At 67.5% G+C, this 22,875-nt stretch carries 20 protein-coding genes; 6 read left to right on the top strand and 14 right to left on the bottom strand.

Going from position 1 to position 22,875, the window contains the following annotated elements:
• The first annotated feature begins 15 nt into the window (after window positions 1–15).
• The gene (locus BBX35_RS14110; RefSeq protein ID WP_067221226.1) at window positions 16–1,263 is read left to right on the top strand and encodes a D-amino acid dehydrogenase; all 1,248 of its coding nucleotides are present in this window, start codon (window positions 16–18) and stop codon (window positions 1,261–1,263) included.
• Between the two features lie 83 nt (window positions 1,264–1,346).
• Here the strand turns inward: BBX35_RS14110 and BBX35_RS14105 are convergent, their stop codons facing one another.
• From BBX35_RS14105 to BBX35_RS14060, 10 genes are all read right to left on the bottom strand, one after another.
• Complete coding sequence (locus BBX35_RS14105; protein WP_067221223.1) at window positions 1,347–2,813, bottom strand: NAD-dependent succinate-semialdehyde dehydrogenase; 1,467 nt, start codon at window positions 2,811–2,813, stop codon at window positions 1,347–1,349.
• Window positions 2,814–2,883: 70 nt separating this feature from the next.
• A complete protein-coding gene (locus BBX35_RS14100; RefSeq protein ID WP_067221221.1) occupies window positions 2,884–3,618 on the bottom strand; it encodes an ABC transporter ATP-binding protein in 735 nt (244 codons plus the stop codon).
• The gene (locus BBX35_RS14095; protein ID WP_067221219.1) at window positions 3,618–4,358 is read right to left on the bottom strand and encodes an ABC transporter ATP-binding protein; all 741 of its coding nucleotides are present in this window, start codon (window positions 4,356–4,358) and stop codon (window positions 3,618–3,620) included. The genes BBX35_RS14100 and BBX35_RS14095 overlap by 1 nt, the downstream gene beginning before the upstream one ends.
• Window positions 4,355–5,344 carry a branched-chain amino acid ABC transporter permease gene (locus tag BBX35_RS14090; RefSeq protein ID WP_067221216.1) on the bottom strand — a complete coding sequence of 330 codons (990 nt, stop codon included), beginning with the start codon at window positions 5,342–5,344 and terminating at the stop codon, window positions 4,355–4,357. The genes BBX35_RS14095 and BBX35_RS14090 overlap by 4 nt, the downstream gene beginning before the upstream one ends.
• Window positions 5,341–6,231 carry a branched-chain amino acid ABC transporter permease gene (locus tag BBX35_RS14085; protein ID WP_067221214.1) on the bottom strand — a complete coding sequence of 297 codons (891 nt, stop codon included), beginning with the start codon at window positions 6,229–6,231 and terminating at the stop codon, window positions 5,341–5,343. Before BBX35_RS14085 ends, BBX35_RS14090 begins: the two co-directional genes overlap by 4 nt.
• 83 nt (window positions 6,232–6,314) lie before the next feature.
• Window positions 6,315–7,544: an ABC transporter substrate-binding protein gene (locus BBX35_RS14080; protein WP_067221212.1), complete on the bottom strand. Its 1,230-nt coding sequence runs from the start codon at window positions 7,542–7,544 to the stop codon at window positions 6,315–6,317.
• Between the two features lie 53 nt (window positions 7,545–7,597).
• On the bottom strand, window positions 7,598–8,008 hold the full coding sequence (locus BBX35_RS14075) for a carboxymuconolactone decarboxylase family protein (RefSeq protein ID WP_067221210.1): 411 nt from the start codon (window positions 8,006–8,008) through the stop codon (window positions 7,598–7,600).
• A 19-nt stretch (window positions 8,009–8,027) separates the two neighbouring features.
• A complete protein-coding gene (locus BBX35_RS14070) occupies window positions 8,028–9,284 on the bottom strand; it encodes an alpha/beta fold hydrolase (RefSeq protein ID WP_244271629.1) in 1,257 nt (418 codons plus the stop codon).
• On the bottom strand, window positions 9,277–10,176 hold the full coding sequence (locus tag BBX35_RS14065) for an NAD(P)-dependent oxidoreductase (RefSeq protein WP_067221204.1): 900 nt from the start codon (window positions 10,174–10,176) through the stop codon (window positions 9,277–9,279). The genes BBX35_RS14070 and BBX35_RS14065 overlap by 8 nt, the downstream gene beginning before the upstream one ends.
• 673 nt (window positions 10,177–10,849) lie before the next feature.
• Window positions 10,850–11,467, bottom strand: coding sequence for a GntR family transcriptional regulator (locus tag BBX35_RS14060; RefSeq protein ID WP_244271628.1), 618 nt, complete (start codon window positions 11,465–11,467; stop codon window positions 10,850–10,852).
• A gap of 274 nt (window positions 11,468–11,741) precedes the next feature.
• On the opposite strand from BBX35_RS14060, the gene BBX35_RS14055 reads away from it, so the two are divergent.
• The 4 genes from BBX35_RS14055 to BBX35_RS14040 all read left to right on the top strand — a co-directional run bounded on the left by BBX35_RS14055 (window position 11,742) and on the right by BBX35_RS14040 (window position 16,028).
• Complete coding sequence (locus BBX35_RS14055; protein WP_244271627.1) at window positions 11,742–12,602, top strand: N-acyl homoserine lactonase family protein; 861 nt, start codon at window positions 11,742–11,744, stop codon at window positions 12,600–12,602.
• Window positions 12,603–12,725: 123 nt separating this feature from the next.
• The gene (locus BBX35_RS14050; protein WP_067221199.1) at window positions 12,726–13,781 is read left to right on the top strand and encodes an endonuclease NucS domain-containing protein; all 1,056 of its coding nucleotides are present in this window, start codon (window positions 12,726–12,728) and stop codon (window positions 13,779–13,781) included.
• A 454-nt stretch (window positions 13,782–14,235) separates the two neighbouring features.
• A complete protein-coding gene (locus BBX35_RS14045; RefSeq protein WP_067221196.1) occupies window positions 14,236–15,147 on the top strand; it encodes a LysR substrate-binding domain-containing protein in 912 nt (303 codons plus the stop codon).
• Window positions 15,148–15,236: 89 nt separating this feature from the next.
• Window positions 15,237–16,028, top strand: a complete 792-nt coding sequence (locus BBX35_RS14040) for a crotonase/enoyl-CoA hydratase family protein (protein WP_067221194.1) — start codon at window positions 15,237–15,239, stop codon at window positions 16,026–16,028.
• On the opposite strand, the gene BBX35_RS14035 is transcribed toward BBX35_RS14040, so the two are convergent.
• Window positions 16,029–16,997: an NAD(P)-dependent oxidoreductase gene (locus BBX35_RS14035; RefSeq protein ID WP_279626366.1), complete on the bottom strand. Its 969-nt coding sequence runs from the start codon at window positions 16,995–16,997 to the stop codon at window positions 16,029–16,031.
• Window positions 16,998–17,027: 30 nt separating this feature from the next.
• On the opposite strand from BBX35_RS14035, the gene BBX35_RS14030 reads away from it, so the two are divergent.
• Window positions 17,028–17,927: a LysR substrate-binding domain-containing protein gene (locus BBX35_RS14030; protein WP_067221189.1), complete on the top strand. Its 900-nt coding sequence runs from the start codon at window positions 17,028–17,030 to the stop codon at window positions 17,925–17,927.
• Window positions 17,928–17,954: 27 nt separating this feature from the next.
• Here the strand turns inward: BBX35_RS14030 and BBX35_RS14025 are convergent, their stop codons facing one another.
• The 3 genes from BBX35_RS14025 to BBX35_RS14015 are packed head-to-tail and all read right to left on the bottom strand — an operon-like array spanning window position 17,955 to window position 22,817.
• On the bottom strand, window positions 17,955–19,082 hold the full coding sequence (locus BBX35_RS14025; RefSeq protein WP_067221187.1) for an ABC transporter permease: 1,128 nt from the start codon (window positions 19,080–19,082) through the stop codon (window positions 17,955–17,957).
• Window position 19,083: 1 nt separating this feature from the next.
• Window positions 19,084–21,840: a ribosome-associated ATPase/putative transporter RbbA gene (gene rbbA, locus BBX35_RS14020; RefSeq protein WP_067221184.1), complete on the bottom strand. Its 2,757-nt coding sequence runs from the start codon at window positions 21,838–21,840 to the stop codon at window positions 19,084–19,086.
• On the bottom strand, window positions 21,837–22,817 hold the full coding sequence (locus BBX35_RS14015; RefSeq protein WP_067221181.1) for an HlyD family secretion protein: 981 nt from the start codon (window positions 22,815–22,817) through the stop codon (window positions 21,837–21,839). Before BBX35_RS14015 ends, rbbA begins: the two co-directional genes overlap by 4 nt.
• Window positions 22,818–22,875 lie beyond the last annotated feature (58 nt).

Raw genomic sequence — 22,875 nt, 5'->3', positions numbered from 1 at the left:
TCGGGCAGTCAATTCATGAAGGTTCTGGTTCTCGGCGGCGGCGTCATCGGCGTGACGACCGCCTGGTATCTCGCCCGCGCCGGTCACGAGGTCGAGGTGATCGACCGGCGCGAGGCAGCGGGCATGGAAACGAGCTTCGCCAATGCCGGCCAGGTCTCGCCCGGCTATTCCGCCCCCTGGGCGGGGCCCGGCGTGCCGCTCAAGGCGCTCGGCTGGCTGACCATGCGGCACGGCCCGCTGGTGGTGCGGCCCAAGGCAGATCCCGCCATGTGGGGCTGGATGCTGAAGATGCTGCGCAACTGCACCTCGGCGCGCTACGCGGTGAACAAGGCGCGCATGGTGCCGATCGCCGAATACAGCCGCGACCTTTTGCGCGCCCTGCGCGCGGAAACCGGCATCGCCTATGACGGGCGCAGCCTCGGCACGCTGCAGCTGTTCCGCTCGGTGAAGCAGCTCGACGGCGTCGCCAAGGATGTCGACGTGCTGCGCCAGTTCGACGTGCCCTGCGAGGTGCTCGACCGCGACGGCTGCATCGCCGCAGAACCCGCGCTCGCCCACGCCAAGGCCGATTTCGCCGGAGGCCTGCGCCTGCCGGACGACGAGACCGGCGACTGCCAGATGTTCACCACCCGCCTGGCCGAAATGGCGGCGGAGCTCGGCGTGCGCTTTTCCTTCGGCACGGAGTTCATCGGCTTCACGCGCGAGGGCAACGAGATCACCGAGGTCCTGACCTCGAAGGGCACCCGCAAGGCCGACGCCTATGTGCTGGCGCTTGCCGCCCATTCGCCGGCCGCCCTGCACCCGCTCGGGATCAAGCTACCGATCTATCCGGTGAAGGGCTATTCCCTCACCATCCCGATCCGCGACGAGGCACTGGCCCCGGTCTCCACCGTCATGGACGAGACCTACAAGACCGCGATCACCCGGCTCGGGTCGCGCATCCGCGTCGGCGGCACGGCGGAGCTCGGCGGCTTCGACACGGCGCTGCGCCCGGCGCGGCGGGCCGCGCTGGAACATTCCTTCGGCGATCTGTTCGGCGGCAGCGCCGATCCGGCGGAGGCGAGCTTCTGGTGCGGCCACCGGCCGATGACGCCGGACGGCCCGCCCTATGTCGGCCCGAGCGGTATCGGCCGGCTGTTCCTCAACACCGGCCACGGCACGCTCGGCTGGACCATGGCCTGCGGCTCGGGCCGGGTGATCGCCGATCTCGTCGACGGCCGCGCGCCGGAGATCGACATCGCCGCCCTGTCGCTCTCGCGCTGAGCGGACAAGGACGCCGACACGAAAAAGGGCGGCCCGACATCTGCCGGGCCGCCCTTCTTGTTGCTTGCCTGCGCGTTTCGGCCTCAGCCGATGCCGCCCATGCACAGATACTTCAGCTCCAGATAGTCCTCGACGCCGTGGCGCGAGCCCTCGCGGCCGAGGCCCGACTGCTTGATGCCGCCGAAGGGCGCGACCTCGGTGGAGATCAGGCCGGTGTTGATGCCGACCATGCCGCTTTCCAGCGCCTCGGCCACCCGCCAGACCCGGGCGAGATCCTTGCTGTAGAAGTAGGAGGCAAGGCCGAACTCGGTGTCGTTGGCCATGGCCACGGCTTCCGTCTCGTCCTCGAAGCGGAACAGCGGGGCAACGGGACCGAAGGTCTCCTCGCGCGCCACCTTCATCTCGGTGGTCACGTCGGCGAGCACCGTCGGGCGATAGAACGTGCCGCCGAGTTCGGCGCGCTCGCCGCCCTCCAGCACCCGCGCGCCCTTGGCCAGCGCGTCGGAGACGTGCTCCTCGACCTTCTTCAGCGCCGCCTCGCTGATCAGGGGACCGACGGTCACCCCCTCCTCGAAGCCGTTGCCGATCTTCATGCCGCGCACCTTTTCCGCCAGCTTCGCGGCGAAGGCGTCGTAGATGCCGGACTGGACGTAGATGCGGTTGGCACAGACGCAGGTCTGCCCGCCATTGCGGTACTTGGCGATCAGCGCGCCCTCGACCGCCGCATCCAGATCGGCGTCGTCGAAGACGATGAAGGGCGCGTTGCCACCGAGCTCCAGCGACATCTTCTTGATCGTGTCGGCGCACTGCTTCATCAGGATCCGCCCGACGCGGGTGGAGCCGGTGAAGGTGATCTTGGCGACCTTCGGGTTGGCGCAGAGCTCCTGGCCGACACCGGCCGAATCCGACGAGGGCAGCACGTTGAAGATGCCGGCCGGCACCCCGGCGCGCTCTGCCAGCACCGCCATGGCGATGGCGGAGAGCGGCGTCAGCTCGGCCGGACGGGCGACGAAGGAGCAGCCGACGGCCAGAGCCGGCGCCACCTTGCGGGCGATCATCGCATTGGGGAAGTTCCACGGCGTGATCGAGCCGACGACGCCGACCGGCTGGCGGATGACGACGATGCGCTTGTCGGCCTGGTGGCCGGGGATCGTCTCGCCGTAGATGCGCTTGGCCTCTTCGGCGAACCACTCGATGAACGAGGCGCCGTAGAGGATCTCGCCGCGCGCTTCGGCAAGCGGCTTGCCCATCTCGGCGGTGAGGATGGTGGCGAGGTCGTCGGCATTCTCGACCATCAGGTCGAACCAGCGGCGCAGCACCGCCGCGCGCTCCTTGCCGGTCTTTGCCGCCCAGGCGGGCTGGGCCGCATGGGCCGCATCCACCGCGCCGGCGACGTCGGACGGACCGAGATCCGTCACGTTCGCCACCAGCTCGCCGGTCGCCGGGTTGTAGACCGGGAAGGTCTTTTCGCCGTCGATCCAGCGTCCGTTCACATAGGCCTGCGTCTTCAGCAGGCTGGGGTCTTTCAGGGCGAGGGCGTTCTCAGCCATGCGGGGTCGTCCTTTCTTCGTATCCGTGCGGGGGCAAGGCCCGAGCGGGGGGGCATCGGGCCTTGCGCCGTCAGATGCCCAGATAGGCCTTGCGGATGCGGTCGTCGTGCAGCAGCTCGCGCGCCGAGCCCTCGATCTCGATGGAGCCCGAGGACATCACATAGGCGCGTTCCGCGCTGTGCAGGGCCAGCGAGACGTTCTGCTCGACGAGCAGCACCGTAACGCCGGAGCGGTGAATGTCGAGGAAGCGCTGGTGCATTTCCTCCACGACCAGCGGCGCAAGGCCGAGGCTCGGTTCGTCGAGGATCAGCAGCTTGGGCTCCAGCATCATGCCGCGGCCGACCGCCACCATCTGCTGCTCGCCGCCGGACATGGAGCCGGCATACTGCATGCGCCGCTCCTTCAGCCGCGGGAACAGCTCGAACACCCGCTCCAGGGACTGCTGCGTCGCTGCCTGATTGGCATGCGCGTAGGCCCCCATGCGCAGATTGTCCTCGACCGTCATCTCCGGGAACACATGGCGCCCTTCCGGGACATGGGCAATACCCAGCCCGGCGATCTCGTGCGCCTTCAGCTTCGTCAGGTCCTTGCCGTCGAAGACGATGCGGCCCTTGCACTGGGGCAGCAGGCCCGAGATCGCGCGCAAAAGCGTGCTCTTGCCGGCGGTGTTGGCGCCGATGACGGCAACGAACTCGTTGCGCGCCACATGCAGCGAGATGCCGTGCAGGACCGGCTGGGCGCCGTAGCCGGCGGTCAGCTCGCCGATCTCCAGCAGGACGTCCTTGTCGTTGGCCGAGGCCTGCATCAGTGGCCCTCCCCTTCGGTCGAGAAATTGGCGCCGAGATAGGCGTCCAGCACCTTGCGGTTGCTGGCGATTTCCTCGGGCGTGCCGTCGGCGATCATCTCGCCGAAGTTCAGCACGATCAGCCGTTCGCACAGCTTCATCACCGCCTTCATGTGGTGCTCGACGACGATGAAGGTCATGCCCTCGTCGCGCAGCGAGCGGACGAGCTCGATGATCTCCTCCATCTCCGCCGGCGTCAGCGCCGCCATCACCTCGTCCAGCAGCAGGAGCTTGGGCGAGGTGCACAGGGCACGGGCCACCTCGACGCGGGCGCGCTCGGGGAAGGACAGATCGCCCGCCTTCTTCTGCGCGATCGCGCCGATACCGACCCGCTCCAGGCACTCGGCCGCAAAGCGGCGCGCGTCCGCGAGGCTGCGGTTGACCAGCCCGCCGGTCACGACGTTGTCGAGCACGGAGGACTCGGCGAACAGCGCGACGTTCTGGAACGTCTTGGTCAGGCCCGACTTGGCGATCTGGTGCGGCTTCAGGCCGCCGATGCTCTTGCCGTCGAAGATCACCTCGCCCGAACTCGGCGGATAGATGCCCACCAGCACGTTGAAGAGCGTCGTCTTGCCCGCGCCGTTGGGGCCGATCAGGCCGATGATCTCGCCGGGCGAGACGGTGAAGGTGACGTCGGAATTGGCCACCAGGCCGCCGAAGCATCGGGTGACGTTCCGCACTTCCAGAAGATGGCCGCTCATGCGCGCTGCCTCCCCTTGAGCCGGTCGCGCACGGACTCGAACAGCGAGATCAGGCCGCGCGGGTTGAGCAGGATCACCACGATCAGCAGCATGCCGTAGGCGAACTGCGACAGACCGGCGATGGAGTTGCCGAGATAGGAGTTGGCCATCTCTTCCAGCGGGATGATCACCGCCGCCCCGACCCAGGGACCGTACAGCCGGCCGGCTCCGCCCAGGATCACGATCAGCGCCATCTTCACCGAGATCGTCGCCACGCCGAAGATCGTGTCGGGATCGAAGAAGAACTGGAACTGGGCGTAGAGCGTGCCGAGCATCGCCGTCAGCACCGCCGACAGGATCGAGGCATGCAGCTTCACCCGGTAGGTGTTGACGCCGATCACCTCGGCCGCCGTCTCGTTCTCCTTGATCGCGCGCAGCCGGTAGCCGAAGGCCGAGGTCTGGACCAGCCAGAACACCAGCGACACCAGGATCATTGCGCCGAGGAAGAGATAGTAGTTCGGCAGCACGGTCTGGAACTGCAGCGCCCAGAAGCCGGCATCGGGACGGTAGGGCACCGAAATGCCGACCGGCCCGCCGGTGACGCTGGTCCAGGAGTTGGCGACGACGCGGGCGACCTCGCCGGCGGCAAGGGTCGCCAGCGCGAAGTAGTGGCCCTTCAGCCTCAGCGTCGGCAGCGACAGCACCAGGGCAAAGATCGCCGCCAGGAACATGCCGACGAACACGCCGAGCAGCGGCGACAGGCCGAACGAGCCGAACAGGATCGTCGAGCTGTAGGCGCCGATGCCGAAATAGGCGGCGTGGCCGAGCGAGATCTGGTTGGCGAGACCGCCGACGATGTTCCAGGCCTGGCCCATCGCGCAGAACAGCAGCATCAGGCACAGGATGCGCAGCGTGTAGCCAAAGGGATCGAGCCCGAGCGGCGCAACGATCAGCGCCAGGACCACCAGCGCCGGGAGCGCGATGGAGAGCGTGTTGGAGCGGGTCATGAACGCCTCCGGGCGACGATGCCTTCCGGCCGCAGCGCCAGCACGAGGATGAACACCACGAACAGCGCGAGGTTCTGCAGCTGGATCGGCATGAACAGGGCGGAGAAGGACTGGATGATGCCGACGGCGATGCCGCCGATGATCGCACCGGTCACCGAGCCGAGACCGCCGAGCACGACGACCGTGAACATCAGCACCGCGTAGCCCGAGCCGACCGCCGGCGAGGCGGTGATGTAGGGCAGCACGACCGAGCCGCCGAAGGCGGTGGTGCCGACGCCGAGGCCGAAGGCGACCGCGTACATCAGGTCCGTGTTGACGCCCATCAGCTTGGCCGCCATCGGGTCCTGCGAGGTCGCGCGCACGGCCGCGCCGAAGCGGGTCTTGTTGAGGAACAGCCACACCGCGCTGCCCGACAGCAGGGCCATCAGGAAGGCGTAGAGCTTGTCCATGCCCACCAGCACGCGTTCGCTGCCATAGGAGAACAGCGTCAGCGACTGGGTCTGGTAGGGGGTCGTGACCGAGCGGTATTCCGCGCCCATGATCATCAGCGCGGCGTTTTCCAGCGCGAAGAGCATGCCGACGGTCAGGAAGATCTGGGCGACCTGCGGCGCGCCGAGCACCGGGCGGATCAGCACGCGCTGCAGCACCATGCCGAAGCCGAAGGTCACCGCCAGCGCGATGAAGGCGCCGAGCATCGGGTCGAGGCCGAAGAAGTGCCAGCACGCCCAGCCGATGAACATGCCGATCATCATGAACTCCGCATGGGCGAAGTTGACGATGTGCATGACGCCGAAGACGAGGCTGAGACCGATCGCCAGCACCGCGTAGACGCCGCCGATCATGATCCCGTCAAGCAGGGTCTGTAGCAGGATGATGAGGTATTCCATTGTCCCCTCACAAGGTTCGCCGGGAGGGCGAAGGGGCCCTCCCGGCAGCCTGGCAGCCCCTCAGCGGGGGCTTGAGGTCGGGATCAGAGGCTGTGCCAGACGGCCTCGGCCTTGGCGTATTCGGCCGGAGCGACGGTCACCAGCTCGTCGCCGCGCCACTGCACCATCATCGGCACCGCGTGGACGTTGAGGCCGGTCTCGTCGAACTTGATCTTGCCGCCCGACATGACGGTGGCCCAACCCTCGTCGAAGGTCTCCGAGGCGATGACGTCGCGCAGCTGGCGCGGGTCGGCGTTGCCGGCCTTCTCCAGAGCCGAGGCGAGGACGCCCATGCAGGCCGCATGCTCCTGCGCCTCGTGCACCATGAAGTAGCCGAAACGCTCGCGAAACCGCTCGGTGAACTCCGGCGCCTGGTCGTAGGCGGCCGGCGAGATCGACAGCACGTCGTCGGCGAGATCGCCGAGGCCGTTGCGGAAGTCCGGGATGATGTAGCCGGCCGCGCCGCCGATGGTCGGCAGGTTGATGCCCTGCTGGCGCATGTTGCGGATGATCAGCAGGCTGTCGTTGAGGTACGAGACCGGGAACACGGCCTGGGCCTCGGTGCGGCGCAGCTGGTTGATCAGCGGCGACACGTCGGTGATGCCGAGCGGATAGGCCTCGTCCATCACCACCTCGATGCCGTTGGCTTCCGCTGCAGCGCGCAGGCCGCCGGCCTGCGAGGTGCCGTAGGCGGTGTCCTCGTACATGATGGCGATCTTGGTGATCTCGTCGCCGGCCTTGCGGGCCAGATCCAGCGTGTGGGTGATCGTCGCCGAGCCCAGCTGCGAGGCCTTGGAGACCACCTGGAAGATGTTGCGGAAGCCGCGGCCGGTCACCTGGTCCGAGAAGGACATGGTGAGCAGCGGCACGCCGCGGCGCTCGGTCACTTCGGAGATCGCCAGCGTCAGCGACGAGGCGAAGGCGCCCAGCACCGCGCACACGCCGTCCTGCGACATCATGCGCTGCGCCACGGTGGCGGCCTGCGTCGGGTTGGACGTCGCGTCGGAGATGATCAGGTTGATCTTGGCCCCGCCCATCGACTTGATGCCGCCGGCGGCGTTGATCTCGTCGGCGACCAGCTGGATGCCGTTGCGCGAGTTGATGCCGAACTGGGCGTTGGCGCCCGACAGCGGCTGGATCACGCCGACATTGATCGTGTCGGCGGCAAAGCCGCGGCGCGCGTAGAACGGCATCGTCAGCGCCGTTGCGGCACCGGCCGCCAGCACCTGGCGACGCGACAGGCTGAACGGGGACTTTGACGTGTCTTTGGTCATCGTATTTCCTCCCAGGGGTGGTTGCCCGGATATCGCTCCGGGCGCTGCGCAGTTCAGATGCCCATTTCTTCGAAGACTTCCTGGGCCGTGCGGAAGCTGTCGATGCCTGCCGGAACGCCGCAATAGATGGCGACCTGCAGCATGATCTCGCGGATCTCTTCCTTGGTGAGGCCGTTGTTGATCGCACCGCGCACATGCAGGCGAAGCTCGTGGCTGCGGCCGAGCGCCGAGATCATGCCGAGGTTGAGGATCGAGCGCTCGCGGCGGCCGAGGCCCTCGCGGTTCCACACATCGCCCCAGCAATACTCGGTGACGAGCTGCTGCATCGGCCAGTTGTAGTCGGTCGCCTTGTTGACCGAGGCGTTGACATAGGCATCGCCCAGCACCTCGCGGCGGGTCTTCAGGCCGGCCTCGAAGCGCTCGCCGGCCGGCGTGCCATCGGGGCGCATGGTCTTGGTGGTCATCGTTGCTTCCTTCAGTTGCTCACGAGTGAGAGGGGGCGCCGGGTCCGGCGGCGAGAAGCGCCAGCGCCTGATCCAGGTAGCCGGCGAAAAGGTCGGGATGTTCGGTCATCGGGAAATGGCCGAGATCGGGCATGACGATCTGGCGCGCGCCCGGCATCAGGGCACAGAGCCGCGCACCGTCGTCCGGCGTTGCCGAGTAGTCGTAGGCGCCCGACAGCAGCACCACCGGCAGGCGGGCGGCATCCACCATCGGGGCGATCTCCTCGCCGTCGAATTCCAGCGAGTAGAAGCCGAGATCGGCCTGGTAGACGCCCGGCGCCCCTTGCGAGTAGATCCAGGCGGCGCGGCGGCGATAGCCTTCCGGCGAGGTCGGCGCCATCAGCCCGCGCACGAAGGCGCCGTTGTGCAGGCCGGCATGAACGCCGACGTCGTTCTGGCCTCGGTTGATCCGCCCCTTGGAGCGGTAGGGCGGCTCGATCGGCAGCACGCCGCGCAGCAGCTCCGGCGCACGGGCCGCGCAGACCAGCGTCACCGCCGCGCCCATCGAGCAGCCGGCCAGGATCGCCGGCCGGCCGACGACCTGCGCCAGATAGGCCTTCACCCAGTCGAGATAGCGGTCCGCCGTCAGCGTGTAAGGCGCGCCGTCCCAGCCGAGCGGCGGCATCGAGCGCCCGTGGAAGGGCATGTCCGGCGCGTGCAGCTCATAGGCATCGCCCAGCGCGCTGTCGGCCATCTGCGCCTCGAACTGGCGCGCATCCGCCCCCGCCGTATGCAAAAAGACCAGCGGCACCGCGCCCTTGCGGCCGGCAATCTCCGTGTGGATCTCCAGCGGCCCTTCGGTACAGTTCAGCGTGATCCTGCGCCCGGTGACGCCCTCGATGCGCCGGGTGCGCTTCGGCGCTGCGCGCTCGGGCGCGGCCAGCGCCATCTCGAACAGCCGCTCCAGCGCGGCGCGAGCCCTCGCAAGTCCCAGCGCATCGCCCTCGACCGTCACATCCGGATTGGCGATCTGCAGCGCAGTAAAGCCCTGGTGGCGCGGCGGCGGCGGCACCTGGAGCATCTTCTCCAGCACGCCCTCGCCGAGGCGCATCTCGATATCGGCGACGATCCCCGCGCCCGCCGGCTCCACCCTGCCCTCCTCGACCCACAGCACGGCGCGCGCGCCGCCCGAACGGATCGACAGCGCCACGGCGAGGCCCGGCGACAACCGCGTCAGCTCCGGGTCGCCGGAGGCGGCCTGAAGGCGGCCGACAAGGGTGGCGAGCAGGTCAGCCACGGCGCGAGCCGCCGTCGACATAGCGGTAGATCTCGGTGTGGTCGGCACCGGCCGGCAGTTCGTCCGTCGCCGCGTTCCACTCCTGCGAGGTGCGCGCCAGCAGCTTCATGTCGAGGCCGAGATCGCCGGCGAGCCCCGCCGCGATGCCGATATCCTTGGACATCAGCGCCAGATCGAAGCCCGAGTTGAAGGCGCCCGACAGGATGAACTTCTTGACCTTGTTCTCGGTCGTGTTGTTCCGCCCCGTGGAGGCGTTGAGAATGTCGGTGATCACGTCCTCGTCGAGGCCGAACTCGCGGCCGACGATCAGCGCTTCCACGGCTGCCAGCGCACCGGCCGCCGAGACGTAGTTGTTCAGCACCTTGATCACGTGGCCGGCGCCCAGCTTGCCGGCGAGGAAGATGCGGTCGCCCATCGCCTTCAGCACCGGCTCGGCGCGGGCCGCATCGCCCGCCTCGCCGCCGACCATGATGGCCAGCGTGCCGTCGATGGCCTTGCCGACGCCGCCGGAGACCGGCGCATCGACCAGCGACAGGCCCCGCGCCTTCAGCTCCTCGGCGAGCTTCAGCGTGTCGGCGGGCACCGACGAGCTCATGTCGATCACCAGCGCGCCCGGCGCCACGTCCGCCAGCGCGTTCTCCTCGCCAATGAGGCAGGAGGCGACGATGGCCGAGGTCGGCAGCATGGTGATGACGATCTCGGCGCCGCTTGCCGCCGCGCGGGCGCTGTCCGCCGCCGTGCCGCCCTTGGCGGCGAAGGCCGCGCAGGCCTCCTTCGAGCGGTCGTAGCCGGTGACCTGATAGCCGGCCGAGACCAGGTTGACCGCCATCGGCAGCCCCATCCGCCCGAGGCCGATGAAGGCGATTTTAGCGGCGACCGTTTGCTCGACCATTTTTGTAACTCCCTGGGCTTTGAGCCTCTGCATAACTGACAGGGCGGCATTATCAGATTATCAGACAATCTGTCAATCAGTCGCGCAAGTGCCTGCGCTTGCAGGCAAACCTGCCGCGGCACCATCGCGACATGGGCGCGAAACCGCGCAAGGAGGTTGGTTGGGAGGGCATCAGGCGGGAGGTCAGGAGGCGGGTTGGGGAGGCGCAGGTTGGGGGGAGAAAGCTTGAACCTCAGCCTGAGACGGAGGCACGGCCCCGCATCCCCTCGGCCATCACGCCGAGAAAGTGGCACAGCCCCACATCCCCTCGGCCGTCACCCCGGGCAAGCGAAGCGCGACCCGGGGCCTATTCGTTCCCAGAGCGGTGGTGGGGACACGCCCGCGCAAACCCCGACCACAGGATGTCATCCCGGTTTCGGCGAAGCCGAAGACCGGGATCCAGTACACTCGAACGGTTGAAGTCGGGCCTCAGCCCTGCCGCCGAACCGCCGGCGGCGGCTAGCTTTGCACCACCATCGCCCCCAGCGGATACTGGACGCCTGCCTGCGCAGGCGTGACAGCCGGGGGTGGGGTGGGCGCCTTCCTGCCTCACTCCCGCTTAGGGCACCTCTGGTTCCCGGCTCTGCGCTGGCGCGCGGCCGGGATGACCGCCTGAGAAAGTGGTATCCCCCCCTCAGGCGACTTCCGCGTCGCTGAGCAGCTGCAGGGCGATCTTGCTGCTTTCCTCCACGTGGGTGATGCTGGCGCGGCGTGCCCATTCGGCATCGCGGGCGCAGATCGCCTTGGTGATGTCGCGGATTTCCTCGACGCTTTTCGGCAGCCGGTGCGGCTGGGTCATCGTCGTTGCGCGCAGCATCGAGACGCGGTTGTGCAGCGAGGTCAGCATGTCCTCGACATAGATGTTCCGCGCGCCCGCGATCAGGCAGCGATAGAACTCCGCCTTGCGCGCGACGAGTTGCTCGGTCGGCGCCTTGCCCTCAGCCGCCGCCGCGAAAGCCTCGCAGGCGGCGAACAGCCACTTATGCTCCTCGTCGGTGCCCTTGGCAGCGAATTCGGCGCCGCAGAACCCCTCCAGCAGCGCGCGCAGCTGGTAGAGCTGCTGCGCCTCCGCGAAGGAGACCTTGGTGACGATGGGACCGCGATGCGGCTCAGTGCGGATCAGGCCTTCCGCTTCCAGCTGACGCAGTGCCTCTCGCACCGATGTGCGGCCGACATCGAATGTCTCGCAGAGTTCGCGTTCGATGAGACGGTCGCCCGGCTTGAAATGACCGGTGGCGATCAGCTCGCGCATCTTTTCCTCTACCAGATGCCGAATCGTCGCGCGCTGTTTCGAGATTCGCAGTCTCGCCTGTTCCATCGATTCCACTTTCTTCCGTCCGGCCTGTCGCGCACCGGTTGCTCCGCGTTCCATAGCATATCCGAATGCGGCTGCGCTCGATGTTAGACATCTGGCTCGTCGGCGAGTATAGACCGAAAATGACAGATTGTCAGACAACCTGCCCGTTTCCGTTTGCCGCACCCTGTTGCGGCGCCGGGATGCGGGCAGCCAAGGGAGGGAGGTTCCCGTGACGACGACCAGCAAGATCCCCGGTTTCCCCGCGCCCGGCCGCGCGCAGTCCCTCAAGGGCCCGGCCAAGCCTTGGCCCGCAAACCCATGGGAAGTGATCGCGCTGCGCTATGCCACCAAGGACCTGCCGGGGAACCATGCGGTTCTCGACCCGGACCCGCACGAGGGCGAGGCCCGTCTCGACTATTATATCTGGCTCTGCCGCAACGGGGACAGGACCGTGCTCGTCGACACCGGCTTCGCGCCGGAGGAAGGCGCCGCCCGCCAGCGGATCCTGCTGACCCACCCGGTCGAGGCCTTGAAGCGCATCGGCGTGGAGCCGGAGGACGTGACCGACGTCTTCATTACCCACCTGCATTACGATCACGCCGGAAACCTGCGCCACTTTCCGAACGCGACCATCCACCTGCAGGACGCGGAGATGGCCTATGCGACCGGGCGCTGCATGTGCCACGCCCGGATGCGCAAGCCCTTCGCGGTCGAGGACGTCAAGACGGCGGTGGAGATGGTATATCGCGACCGGGTGCGCTTCCACGAGGGGGATTACACGCTGCTGCCGGGCCTGACCGCCCGCCTCGTCGGCGGCCACTCGCAGGGGCTGCAGATCCTGGTGGTCGACGGCGAGACGCCGCTGGTCATCGCCTCGGACGCGCTGCACCTGCGCCGCTACCTGACCGACGGCCAGATCTTTCCGGTCTTCGCCGATTATTTCCGCACGGTCGAAGGTTACCGCGTGCTGCATGAGCTGATCGAGGCCGGCTGCGAGATCCTGCCCGGCCACGACCCCGACGTCGTCACGCTCTACCCCCGCGTCCAGCCGGACTGGGAAGACGCGGTCTTCATCCGCAAGGGAGCGTGAGGGGCGGGAAAGGCTTGTGTTCCGCGCGTGCCTTGCGCAACCTGACGCGTGCCCCGCGCCGTCCGTTTCCGGCGCCGGGCGATTTGAGATCAGGCATTTGCGACAAGGGGCTTTTGAGAACACATGAGCGAACTTTTCCGGATCGAGAATGGCGCCTTGGTGCGCGCCGCGCGCTCCAGGCTCGCCAACGAGGTGATGATCCAGGACTGGGTGCGCGACAATCTCGGCCTTGTCGGGATCAATGGCGTCATCATCGGACGCGAGGTGACCATCGCCAATCGCGGCCGTATCGACCTGCTGGCGATGGACAAGGACGGCTCGCTCATCATCATCGAGCTGAAGCGGGACCGGACGCCGCGGGAGATCGTCGCCCAGGTGCTCGACTACGCCTCCTGGGTGGTGTCCCTGTCGACCCGCGACGTGCATGCGCTCTGCCTGGAAAAGACCGGCCGCACCCTGGACGAGGTCTATCGCGAGCGCTTCTCGGTGCCGCCGCCCGACACGCTCAACGCCTCGCACCAGATGATGATCGTCGCCGGCAGCATGGACGAGACGACCACGCGCATCATCGAATACCTGTCCGAGGTGCACGGCGTCGGCATCAATGTCGCCTTCTTCAACGTCTTCGAGGACCAGGGCGTCCAGTGGCTGTCTACCGACACCTTGCTGGAGCAGGAGGAGGTCGCCGAGCGCGCCACCCGCAACACCCGCGCGCCCTGGAGCGGCTACTGGTACCTGACGGCCGGCGCCGAAAGCGACGTGCCCTGGGAAGACCTGCGCCGCCATGGCTATGTCGTCGCCTCGGGCGGCAAGTGGTATTCGGACGGGCTGGCCCGGCTGAAGGTCGGAGACCGGGTGTTCTTCTACCAGAAGAACACCGGCTATCTCGGGCATGGCGTGGTGCGCTCCGAGATGCAACCCGCCGACGACTTCCTCATCGCGGATGGCCGGCCCCTCGTCGAGGCCGTGCCGCGCGGCTATTTCACCGAATTCGGCAACGACCCGGAAAAGCGGGCCTATGTGATCGGCATCGACTGGAAGAAGACCGTCGACCGGTCGAACGCCAAGACCTATGCCGGTATCTTCGCCAACCAGAACATTGCCTGCAAGATCTACGACGAGAAGACCGTCGAGTTCCTGGTCCGGGAGTTCGGCCTCGACCGCGAGGGCGAAGATTGACGGTCGAGGATTGTGGGGCGATCAGCCGCGCGGACGAACGGCTTTTCTGCCTGTCCGATCATCCGACAGCACCGATGCCTCTCCCAAAAAAACCTTATCCCCGGTTTCGCGACGCTCCGCCCGGGGCGCCATGGGACCGGCGCGGCGGCGGAACCTTCGCCCCTTACGTGCCCCTGATGTTTTTGACGATACACCGTCAGCTCGCGACGGTCCGGCCGGCGGATCGGGCGCGGTCCTCGGCGTTTCGCCGATTTCGCGAGTTTGCGGCGTCTCGCATCAATTTTCACAGGAATTGAGACGGGATTTTGCAAAATCCGTCGCAAGTCTCGCAAACGGGGACAAGGCCCCCGGTCCAACCCGCCTGGTGCGGCGGGCGGAGCGGGCTGAAATATCTTTGCCCGGCGGCATCTTTCCGCGTTTAAATGAGCAGAACTCATTTATCCGGGAGACGTCCATGGGTCTGCGCCTGCCGCCGCTTGCCTCGCTTCGCCTGTTCGAGGCCGCCGCCCGCCACGCCAGCTTCAAGCAGGCGGCGGAGGAGCTCGGCCTCACCCCGTCCGCCGTCAGCCACGGCATCGACACGCTGGAAACCTGGCTCGGCGCGCCGCTGTTCGACCGCTCGGGCCGCGCGGTGACGCTGACCGCCGCCGGCGAGGACCTGCTGCCTTATGTCAGCGAGGGCCTGTCGATGATCGCCACCGGCGCGCATCGGGTGTCGCCCTTGCTCGGCGCCCGCAGGATCCGCATCAGCGTCGCCCCGACCTTCGCCCGCCGCTGGCTGGTGCCGCGGCTCGGCCGGTTTCGCGGCCGACACCCGGAGATCGACCTGCATGTCGATACCAGCCACCGGCAGGCGGTCTTTCCGCTCGACGGCGTCGACCTCGCCATCCGCATGGGGCCCGCGCCCTGGCCCTCGGCGCGCTCCGAGTTGCTGTTCCGCGAGGCGTTGCAGCCGGTGGCGCATCCCGATCTCGCCGCCCGTCCGCCCCGGCGCGACGGGCGGATCGACTGGGCGCGCGCACCCCTGATCCATGTGGCGACGGTCGAGCACGACTGGGCGGCCTGGTTCGATGGTGCAGCGTCGGCGGCAGGCGAAGCACTGCCGCCTGCGGGCCGCGGCCTTCATGTCGACACGGTCGACCTCGCGCTGGAAGCCGCCGCGCAGGGGCTCGGCGTCGCCCTTGCCCGCCTGCCGCTTTGCGCGGATGCTCTCGCCTCCCCCGGCCTTGCGCCGATTGCCGGGTGTCCGCCGGTGCCCGTGCGCACCGGTTACTGGGCGCTGCTCCCCTCCGGTCACGAGCCCCGGCGCGAGATCGCCGCCTTCCTGCGCTGGCTGAAGGGCGAAGCTGCGCCATTTCTCGGATGAATTCTGTTCACTTCAGGCAAGCTTTCCTCGTTTGTGTCGGGAGCGCCCACGGCCCAGCATGGGCGGACTGGACCGACGAGGAGACCCCCATGTCCGACACTGTGCTGTGCGAAATCGACGGCGGCATCGCCACCTTGACCCTGAACCGCCCGGACAAGCTCAACGCGATCAATTACGAGATGGCCGACCGGCTGCTGGAGCGGCTGGAGGAGATCGAGCTCGACACCCACGTTGGCGCGGTGATCCTGACCGGCGCCGGCGAGCGCGCCTTCTCCGCCGGCGGCGACATTCCGCAGTTTCGCGAAAGCGTCCGGCTCGGCCCGGCCCGCGCGGTGCGCGATTTCGTTCGCCGCGGCCAGGCGATGACCGCTCGGCTCGAAGCCTTCCCGAAGCCGGTGATCGTCGCGGTCAACGGCCTTGCCTATGGCGGCGGCTGCGAGATCACCGAGGCCGCGCACCTGGCCGTCGCCAGCAGCGAGGCCCGCTTCGCCAAGCCGGAAATCGCCATCGGCATCCCGCCGACCTTCGGCGGAACCCAGCGTTTGCCTCGGCTTGCGGGCCGCAAACGCGCACTGGAGCTGCTTCTGACCGGCGATCCCTTCGGCCCGCATCAGGCGCTGGAGATGGGGCTGGTCAATGCCGTCGTTCAGCCCGGCGAGGTGATGAGCCGCGCCCGCGCCCTCGCCCGCCGGATCCTGCGCCACTCGCCGCTCGCGGTGGCCGGCATCATCGCCGCCGTCACCCGCGGCCTCAACATGACCATCGCCGAAGGCCTGCTGGCCGAGGGCGAGCAGTTCGCCCGGATGGTCGCGACGAACGACATTCACGAAGGGCTCGACGCCTGGGTCGAGCGGCGGGTGCCGGCCTATTCCGGCACCTGATCAGGCGCCTTGCGGCCCGCCGTCGCTGCGGGCCGCTATCGCCTGGACGACGGCTGCCATGTCCTGTTTCCCGAGGCCCAGGCCCTCCGCCTCGCCGAAAAGCGCGTCGGCCGCATCGAGCAAAGGCGCGGCGATCCCGGCCCCGCGTGCCGCTTCGGCGACGAGCCCGCTGTTCATCTTCACGTCGGAGATTGCCGCCTGCACCGAGAAGTTGCCGGCGCACAGCTTGGCGAGCTTGATCCGGGAGACGGCGCTCGCCATCGGCCCGACATCGAGAACCGCTTGAAATCGTTGCAAATTCACGCCCTGCCGCTCGGCAAAATGAAAGGCCTCGGCAAGGCCGGCGACCATGGTGATCAGGAACAGATTGACGGACAGCTTCATGGTCAGCGCGCCCGGCACCGCACCGCAGGGGATCGTCTCGCGGCAGACGGGGCGCAGCAGTTCGCGCAGCATCGCGACATCGTCGTCGCCGCCCGCCAGCATGCCGACCAGCTGCCCCTCCTCCGCCGGCACGCGGGAGCCGGAGACCGGCGCCTCGACATAGCGCCCGCCGGCCGCACGGATGTCGGCGTCCAGCCCGCGCGACCACTCCGGCGAACTGGTGCCCATCGAAACGATCAGCCGCCCGGCGACGGTGCCGGCAAAGCCCTCCGCGCACCGGCCGAGCACGGCATCGGTGGCCGCGCCGTTTGCCATCATCAGGATGATCACGTCCGCGTTTCGAAACACCTCGGCGGCGCTCGCCGCCAGCTTCGCGCCGGCCTCGCGCAAGGGATCGCAGCGCTCGGTCGTCCGGTTCCACACCAGCAGATCGACGCCCGCCCGCGCCAGATTGAGCGCCATCGGCTGCCCCATCACGCCAAGACCGATGAACCCGACACGCATCCCGCTCTCCCGTTCGCTTTGCTCGCTTCGCCTTTCAGCATGGCCGAGGCTAGCGCGCTGCGCGCCTTTCGAATAACGGATAATGCTGGATCAACTCTTCAGGATTTCGGGATGATAAGGGCCAATCTCGACATGGATGCGCTGCGCAGCATGGTTGCGGGCATCGAGCTCGGCAGCTTCGCGCGGGCGGCCTCGGCGCTCGGGCGCTCGCAGTCGGCGATCAGCATGCATCTGAAAAAGCTGGAGCAGCAGACCGGGCAGGTGCTGTTCCGCCGCAGCGGCCGCGGCCTGCTGCCGACGGAGGCCGGCGAGACGCTGCTCGCCCATGCGCGGCGGATCCTGGCGCTGAACGATGCGGCGCTGGACCGGCTGGGCGCGGCAGCAGCACCGGCCGCAATCCGGCTCGGACTGCCGCAGGACTTCTTCGAGGACGTCATGCCGGACACGCTGCAGGCCTTCGCCGCGCGGCATCCCGGCACTCATGTGGAAGTGCGCGCGGGCCGCAATCACACGCTGGCGCAGGAGGTGCGCGCCGGGCGGCTCGATGCCGCCCTCGCCTTCTTTCCGCAAGGTTCGGAGGGGCATGGCGAGAAGATCGCCACGCTGCCTTTGGTATGGATCGGAACGGACACGAGCCGGGAGATCGCAGCCCCGTTGCCGCTGGTGCTGTTCGATCATCCCTGCCTGTTTCGCCAGACGGCGCTGCGCAGCCTGGATCAGGCCGGGCGCCCCTGGCGGCTGGCGCTGACGACGCCGAGCCTTCCGGGACTGTGGGCCGCGATGCGGACCGGCCACGGCATCACGGCGCGCACGCGGCACCGCATTCCGGCGGACCTGCGGGAGATCGACAGTCACGAGCACGGCCTGCCCGACCTGCCGCCGATAGAGGTCAGGTTGCTGAGCGCGGACGACCCTGCACCGGCCGCCGCCGAGCTTTGCGCGCTCCTGCGCGAAACGGCAGAGCGGCATATCGCACCGCCCGTCAGCCGTGGCCGCGCGGCCGGACGCTGAAACATCGGGCAGTCAAGATCGCGAGCGTCAGCGCGCACCGGCCATGGTCTTGCGGAAACGCGACAGCGCGACGACGAAGAAAACCGCGCTCAGGACCGACATGGCGAGGATCGACGGCCATACGGTTGCCAGCCCTGCGCCGCGATAGAGAATGGCCTGGGCAAAGGCGACGAAATGGGTCGAGGGCGATGCCTGCATGACCGCCTGGAGCCATTCGGGCATGCTTTCCATGGGCGTCGTGCTGCCGGAAAGCAGGTTCATCATGACCAGAACCGGCAATGCGAGAAGGCCGAACTGGGGCATCGAGGTCGTGAAGGTCGCGATCAGGATGCCGAGCCCGGTGACCGAGATCATGTAGATTAGGGCCCCGAAGACGAACAGGGCAATCGACCCGTGGATCGGCACGCCCAGCAGAAGCTGCACCACGAAGACCAGCGACAGAACCGCAGCCACGACGATGGCCAGCCCGTTCGCCCAGATCTTCGCCACCATGATCTCGGACGGTTTCACCGGCATCACCAGAAGATGCTCGATGGTGCCGTGCTCGCGTTCGCGGATCAGCGCGGCCCCGGTCAGCAAAACCGACAGGATGGTGACGTTGTTGATGACCTGCATCACGGCGTTGAACCAGCTGGAGTCGAGGTTCGGGTTGAACATGGCGCGCACGACAAGGTCGATCGGCAGCGCCGCCGCGTCTTCGTTGCCGCTCAGGAACTTCGCGGTCTCTGCCTGGATGATCGACTGCAGGAACACCGTGCCGTTGCCCGCCTGGGCCATGGCGGTCGCGTCGACGTTGAGCTGGATCTCGGACTTGCGGCCGGCTAGCAGGTCGGCCTCGAACTCGGGCGGAAAGCGCAGCACGAAAACGAAGGCGCCGCTGTCCATGCTCGCATTGATCCGGTCGGCGGAGATCTCCACCGGGATGTCGAATTCCGGCGGCAGGATGGCACTGACGATGCGTCCGGACAGGGCGGAGCGGTCCTCGTCGACATAGGCGACGGACGCGTTCTGCACCTCCAGCTTGGCGCCTGTCGCCACGGCGTAGATGGCCAGCGTGAAGACATAGACGATCAGCAGCAGCAGGACAGGATCGAAGACGAGGCTTCTGAGTTCCTTGACGCCGAGGCGATGGACATTGGCGAGCCACAGAAACATCCTACGCCTCCTGCTTGTCCAGAATGGCGATCGACAGGACGGTGAAGAGAAGCGCGAAACCGGCCAGCGCCAGGTGATTGTGCCAAAGCTCGGCGAAGCCCAGCCCCTTGGTGAAGGTGCCGACGCTGACCTGCTGATACCAGGAGGACGGAAAGGCCAGGCCGAGCAGCCGGCCGCTTCCCGACAGGGAGGAGACCGGCACGACCAGGCCGGAAAAGTTGACGGCGGGAATGATGGCGATGATCGCGGCGGCGAAGGTGGCGGCCACTTGCGTCCTGGTGAAGGTCGACACCAGCAGGCCGAAGGCCGTTGTGGCCAGAATGTAGAACAGGGTTCCGACCATCAGCGCCGAAACCGAGCCCTTCAGGGATACGCCGAACACCACATAGCCGATGGCGACGAGGCTGACGAAGCTGATCAGGGCGATGACGACATAGGGAAGCTGCTTGCCGAGCAGGAACTCGCTGCGCGTCACCGGCGTCGAGCGGAAATTGGCGATCGAACCGGTTTCCTTTTCGCGCACCACGCCCATTGCCGTCATGATGGCGGGGATCAGGACGAGCATCAGCATCATCACCGAGGGCACGATGGCGAACACGCTCTTGAACGACTGGTTGTAGCGGAAGCGGGTGACCACCTCGGTGGCATAGGGCGAGATCACCTCGCCGAACTGCCGTTCCACCTGATCGGCGTAGTAGCCAAGGGCCAGGCCCTGCAGATAGCCGCGCGCCGTCTCGGCCCGGAAGGGCATTGCGCCATCGATCAGCACGTCGATCTCCGGGGTATCACCGCGCAAGAGCCTGCGCCCGAACTCGGGCGGTATCTCGATGCCGATGCTGATTTCGCCATCGACCATGCGCTGGTGCAGATCCCGCCTGCCGGTCGCCGGAGCGTGCTCCTCGAAATAGCGCGAGCCGGAAAAGCTCTCCAGCAGCGTCCTGCTCTCCATGGACTGATCGCGGTCCAGCACCGCATAGGGCAGGTTCTGGACGTCCAGAGAAATGCCGTATCCGAAAGTCAGCATGAGGATGACCGGCCCGAAAAAGGCAAAGACCAGCCGCATGGGATCGCGCAGCAATTCCATCGTTTCGCGGCGGGCAAAGGCCCAAAGGCGCGACGGGCTGAAAAATCCGCCTGCGTCCGCGTTTGACGCCGGAGCCGGCTGCGGGGCAGCAGTCTCGGATGCGGATACCGGGGCTTCCCCGACCGGGTCCGGCGAGGCGCCCTGACCGGACGCCTCGCGCAGGATATCGATGAAGGCGTCGTTCAGGCTGGCCGCGCCCTTGCTGCGGGTCAGCTCGTCCGGCGCGCCGACGGCCAGCACCTTGCCCGCATGCATCAGCGAGATGCGGTCGCACCGCTCCGCCTCGTTCATGAAATGGGTCGAGATGAAGATCGTGACGCCCTGATTGCGCGACAGGTCGATCAGGTATTGCCAGAAAATGTCCCGTGCGACCGGATCGACGCCTGAGGTGGGCTCATCGAGAATGAGGACTTCAGGCTTGTGGATCAGCGCCACGGCAAGCTGCAGGCGCTGCCGGATGCCGAGCGGGAGCCCGGTCGGCCGCATGTCCGCCTCGCCCCGCAGGTCGAAGGTGCTCAGCATTTCCTCGATGCGGGCCTCGCGCGTTTCGGGCGCGAGACGGTAGAGGGCCGCGTGCAGGTCCAGGTTCTGGCGCACCGTCAGCTCGGAATAGAGCGAGAAGGACTGCGACATGTAGCCGACGCGGCGGCGGGTGGCCATGTCGCCCGCGTCCAGCGTCTCGCCGAACAGCAGCGCTTCGCCCTCGCTTGCCGGCAAGAGCCCGGTCAGCATCTTCATCGTGGTCGACTTGCCGCAGCCGTTCGATCCCAGGAAGCCGAAGATTTCGCCGCGCTCGATCTCGAAACTCACATGGTCGACGGCGGTGAAGTCGCCGAAGCGGCAGGTCAGGCCGTGCGCCTCGATTGCCGGCGGCCCCTCCATCGGCACGCGCGGCGGCACCTCGACGGTGCGGTGCCCGCGTCGCTCGGCTTCCGGCAGCATGGCAACGAACGCAGCTTCCAGCGTCGAGACGCCGGCAGCCTGCCGCAGCGCCTCGGGCGTGCCCTCGGCGATGATCCGCCCATCCATCATGGCGGCCAGCCAGTCGAAGCGTTCGGCCTCCTCCATATAGGCTGTGGCGACGACGACGCTCATATGCGGGCGGTCGCGCCGGATGCTGGCGATCAGCTGCCAGAACTGCTCGCGCGAGAGCGGGTCGATGCCGGTGGTGGGCTCATCGAGGATCAGAAGGTCCGGATCGTGGATGAGGGCGGAGCAGAGCGACAGTTTCTGCTTCATGCCGCCGGACAGCTTGCCGGCCGGGCGATCGGGAAATGGCGCTAGGCCGGTGGCTTCCAGCAGCGCATCGATCCGCTCCGCGCGCTCCGCCTCCGACTGCCCGAAGAGCCGTCCGAAGAAGTCGAGGTTCTCGCGGACCGACAGGGTCGGATAGAGATTGCGGCCGAGCCCCTGCGGCATATAGGCGATGCGCCGGCTGCAGGCCCGACGATGAGCGGCACCGGCCATGTCGCCGCCGAACACGGTGACGGATCCCGACTGGATGCGGCGCACGCCGGAAACGATCGCCAGCAGGGTCGACTTGCCGACGCCGTCCGGGCCGATCAGGCCGGCCATGCAACCGGCGGGAATGTCAAGCGTGACATCGCAAAGGGCTGCGACCTGCCCGTAACGATGCGTTACGCCCTGCAGCCTGGCGGCCTGTTCTCCCGTCATTGCGGCAGCTTGACCTCCAGGAAGCCCGGCCAGGCGACGGCAGGGTCGGTCCGCACATAGCCGACGCCCGCGACACCGGCCTTGGCCCGGTCCTGATACTTGACCAGAAGATCCTTCGGGATGGACAGCTTCACCCGAAACATCAGGTTCTCCCGCTCATCCGGTGTTTCCACCGACTTCGGCGTGAACTGGGCGTTGCTGGCGACGAAGGTGACGCTCGCCGGAATGACGTAATCGGGAATCGGGTCGAGGATCAGGCGCGCTTCACTGCCGAGCTGCAACAGACCGGCATCGCGCGCCGGCAGGAAAATCGTCATGTAGATGTCGGTCAGGTCGGTCAGCGTGAGCACCTTGCCGCCGGCGCCGAGCACCTCGCCCTCGCGGGCCAGAAGATACTGAACGCGACCGCCCCGTGGGGCGCGCAGCTGGGTGTCGTCGAGAATGGCTTCGAGCTGGGCGACCGCGGCCTTGGCCGACTCGATGGTGGCCTTGGCAAGCTCGACGCCGGCCTTGGCCGCGTCCACCCCTGCCACCGCGGTATCGAGCGCGGTGCGCCGCTGGTCGGCCAGCTCCTGCGAGCTCACCTGCCGCTCGACCAGCGCGACGGTGCGCTGGTGCTCCTTTTCGGCAAGGTCGCGCTTGGCCTCGTTCAAGGCGACCTGCGCTTCGGACTGGCGCAGGCCCTGCTCGGCCTGTGCGACCGTGGCGCGGGCCTGGGCAATCCGGGCGTTGAGTTCCGACACATCCATGCGCGCGACGAGCTGCCCGACCTCGGCCATCTCGCCCTCGCCGACCAGGACCTCCGCCACGCGTCCGGCCATCTTGGTGGCGACGTCGACGCGCTCCGCTTCGATCCTGCCGTTCGAGGACGCGATGCCCTCGGGCAGCGTCTCGGTGTTCATCGTGCGCCACAGATAGACCCCGCCTGCGACAGCCACGATCACTGCCGCCACGGCGATGACCTGTTTCCACTTCATCGAAAACCCCTCGCAAACAGAAGACCTGTGGCGCGGTATCGGCCTGCGCCTGGGCAGC

The organism is Stappia indica, from assembly GCF_001696535.1.
GTDB lineage: Bacteria > Pseudomonadota > Alphaproteobacteria > Rhizobiales > Stappiaceae > Stappia > Stappia indica.
The sequence above is the reverse complement of the archived record's forward strand: the minus strand, read 5'-3'. Positions and strand labels throughout refer to the sequence as shown.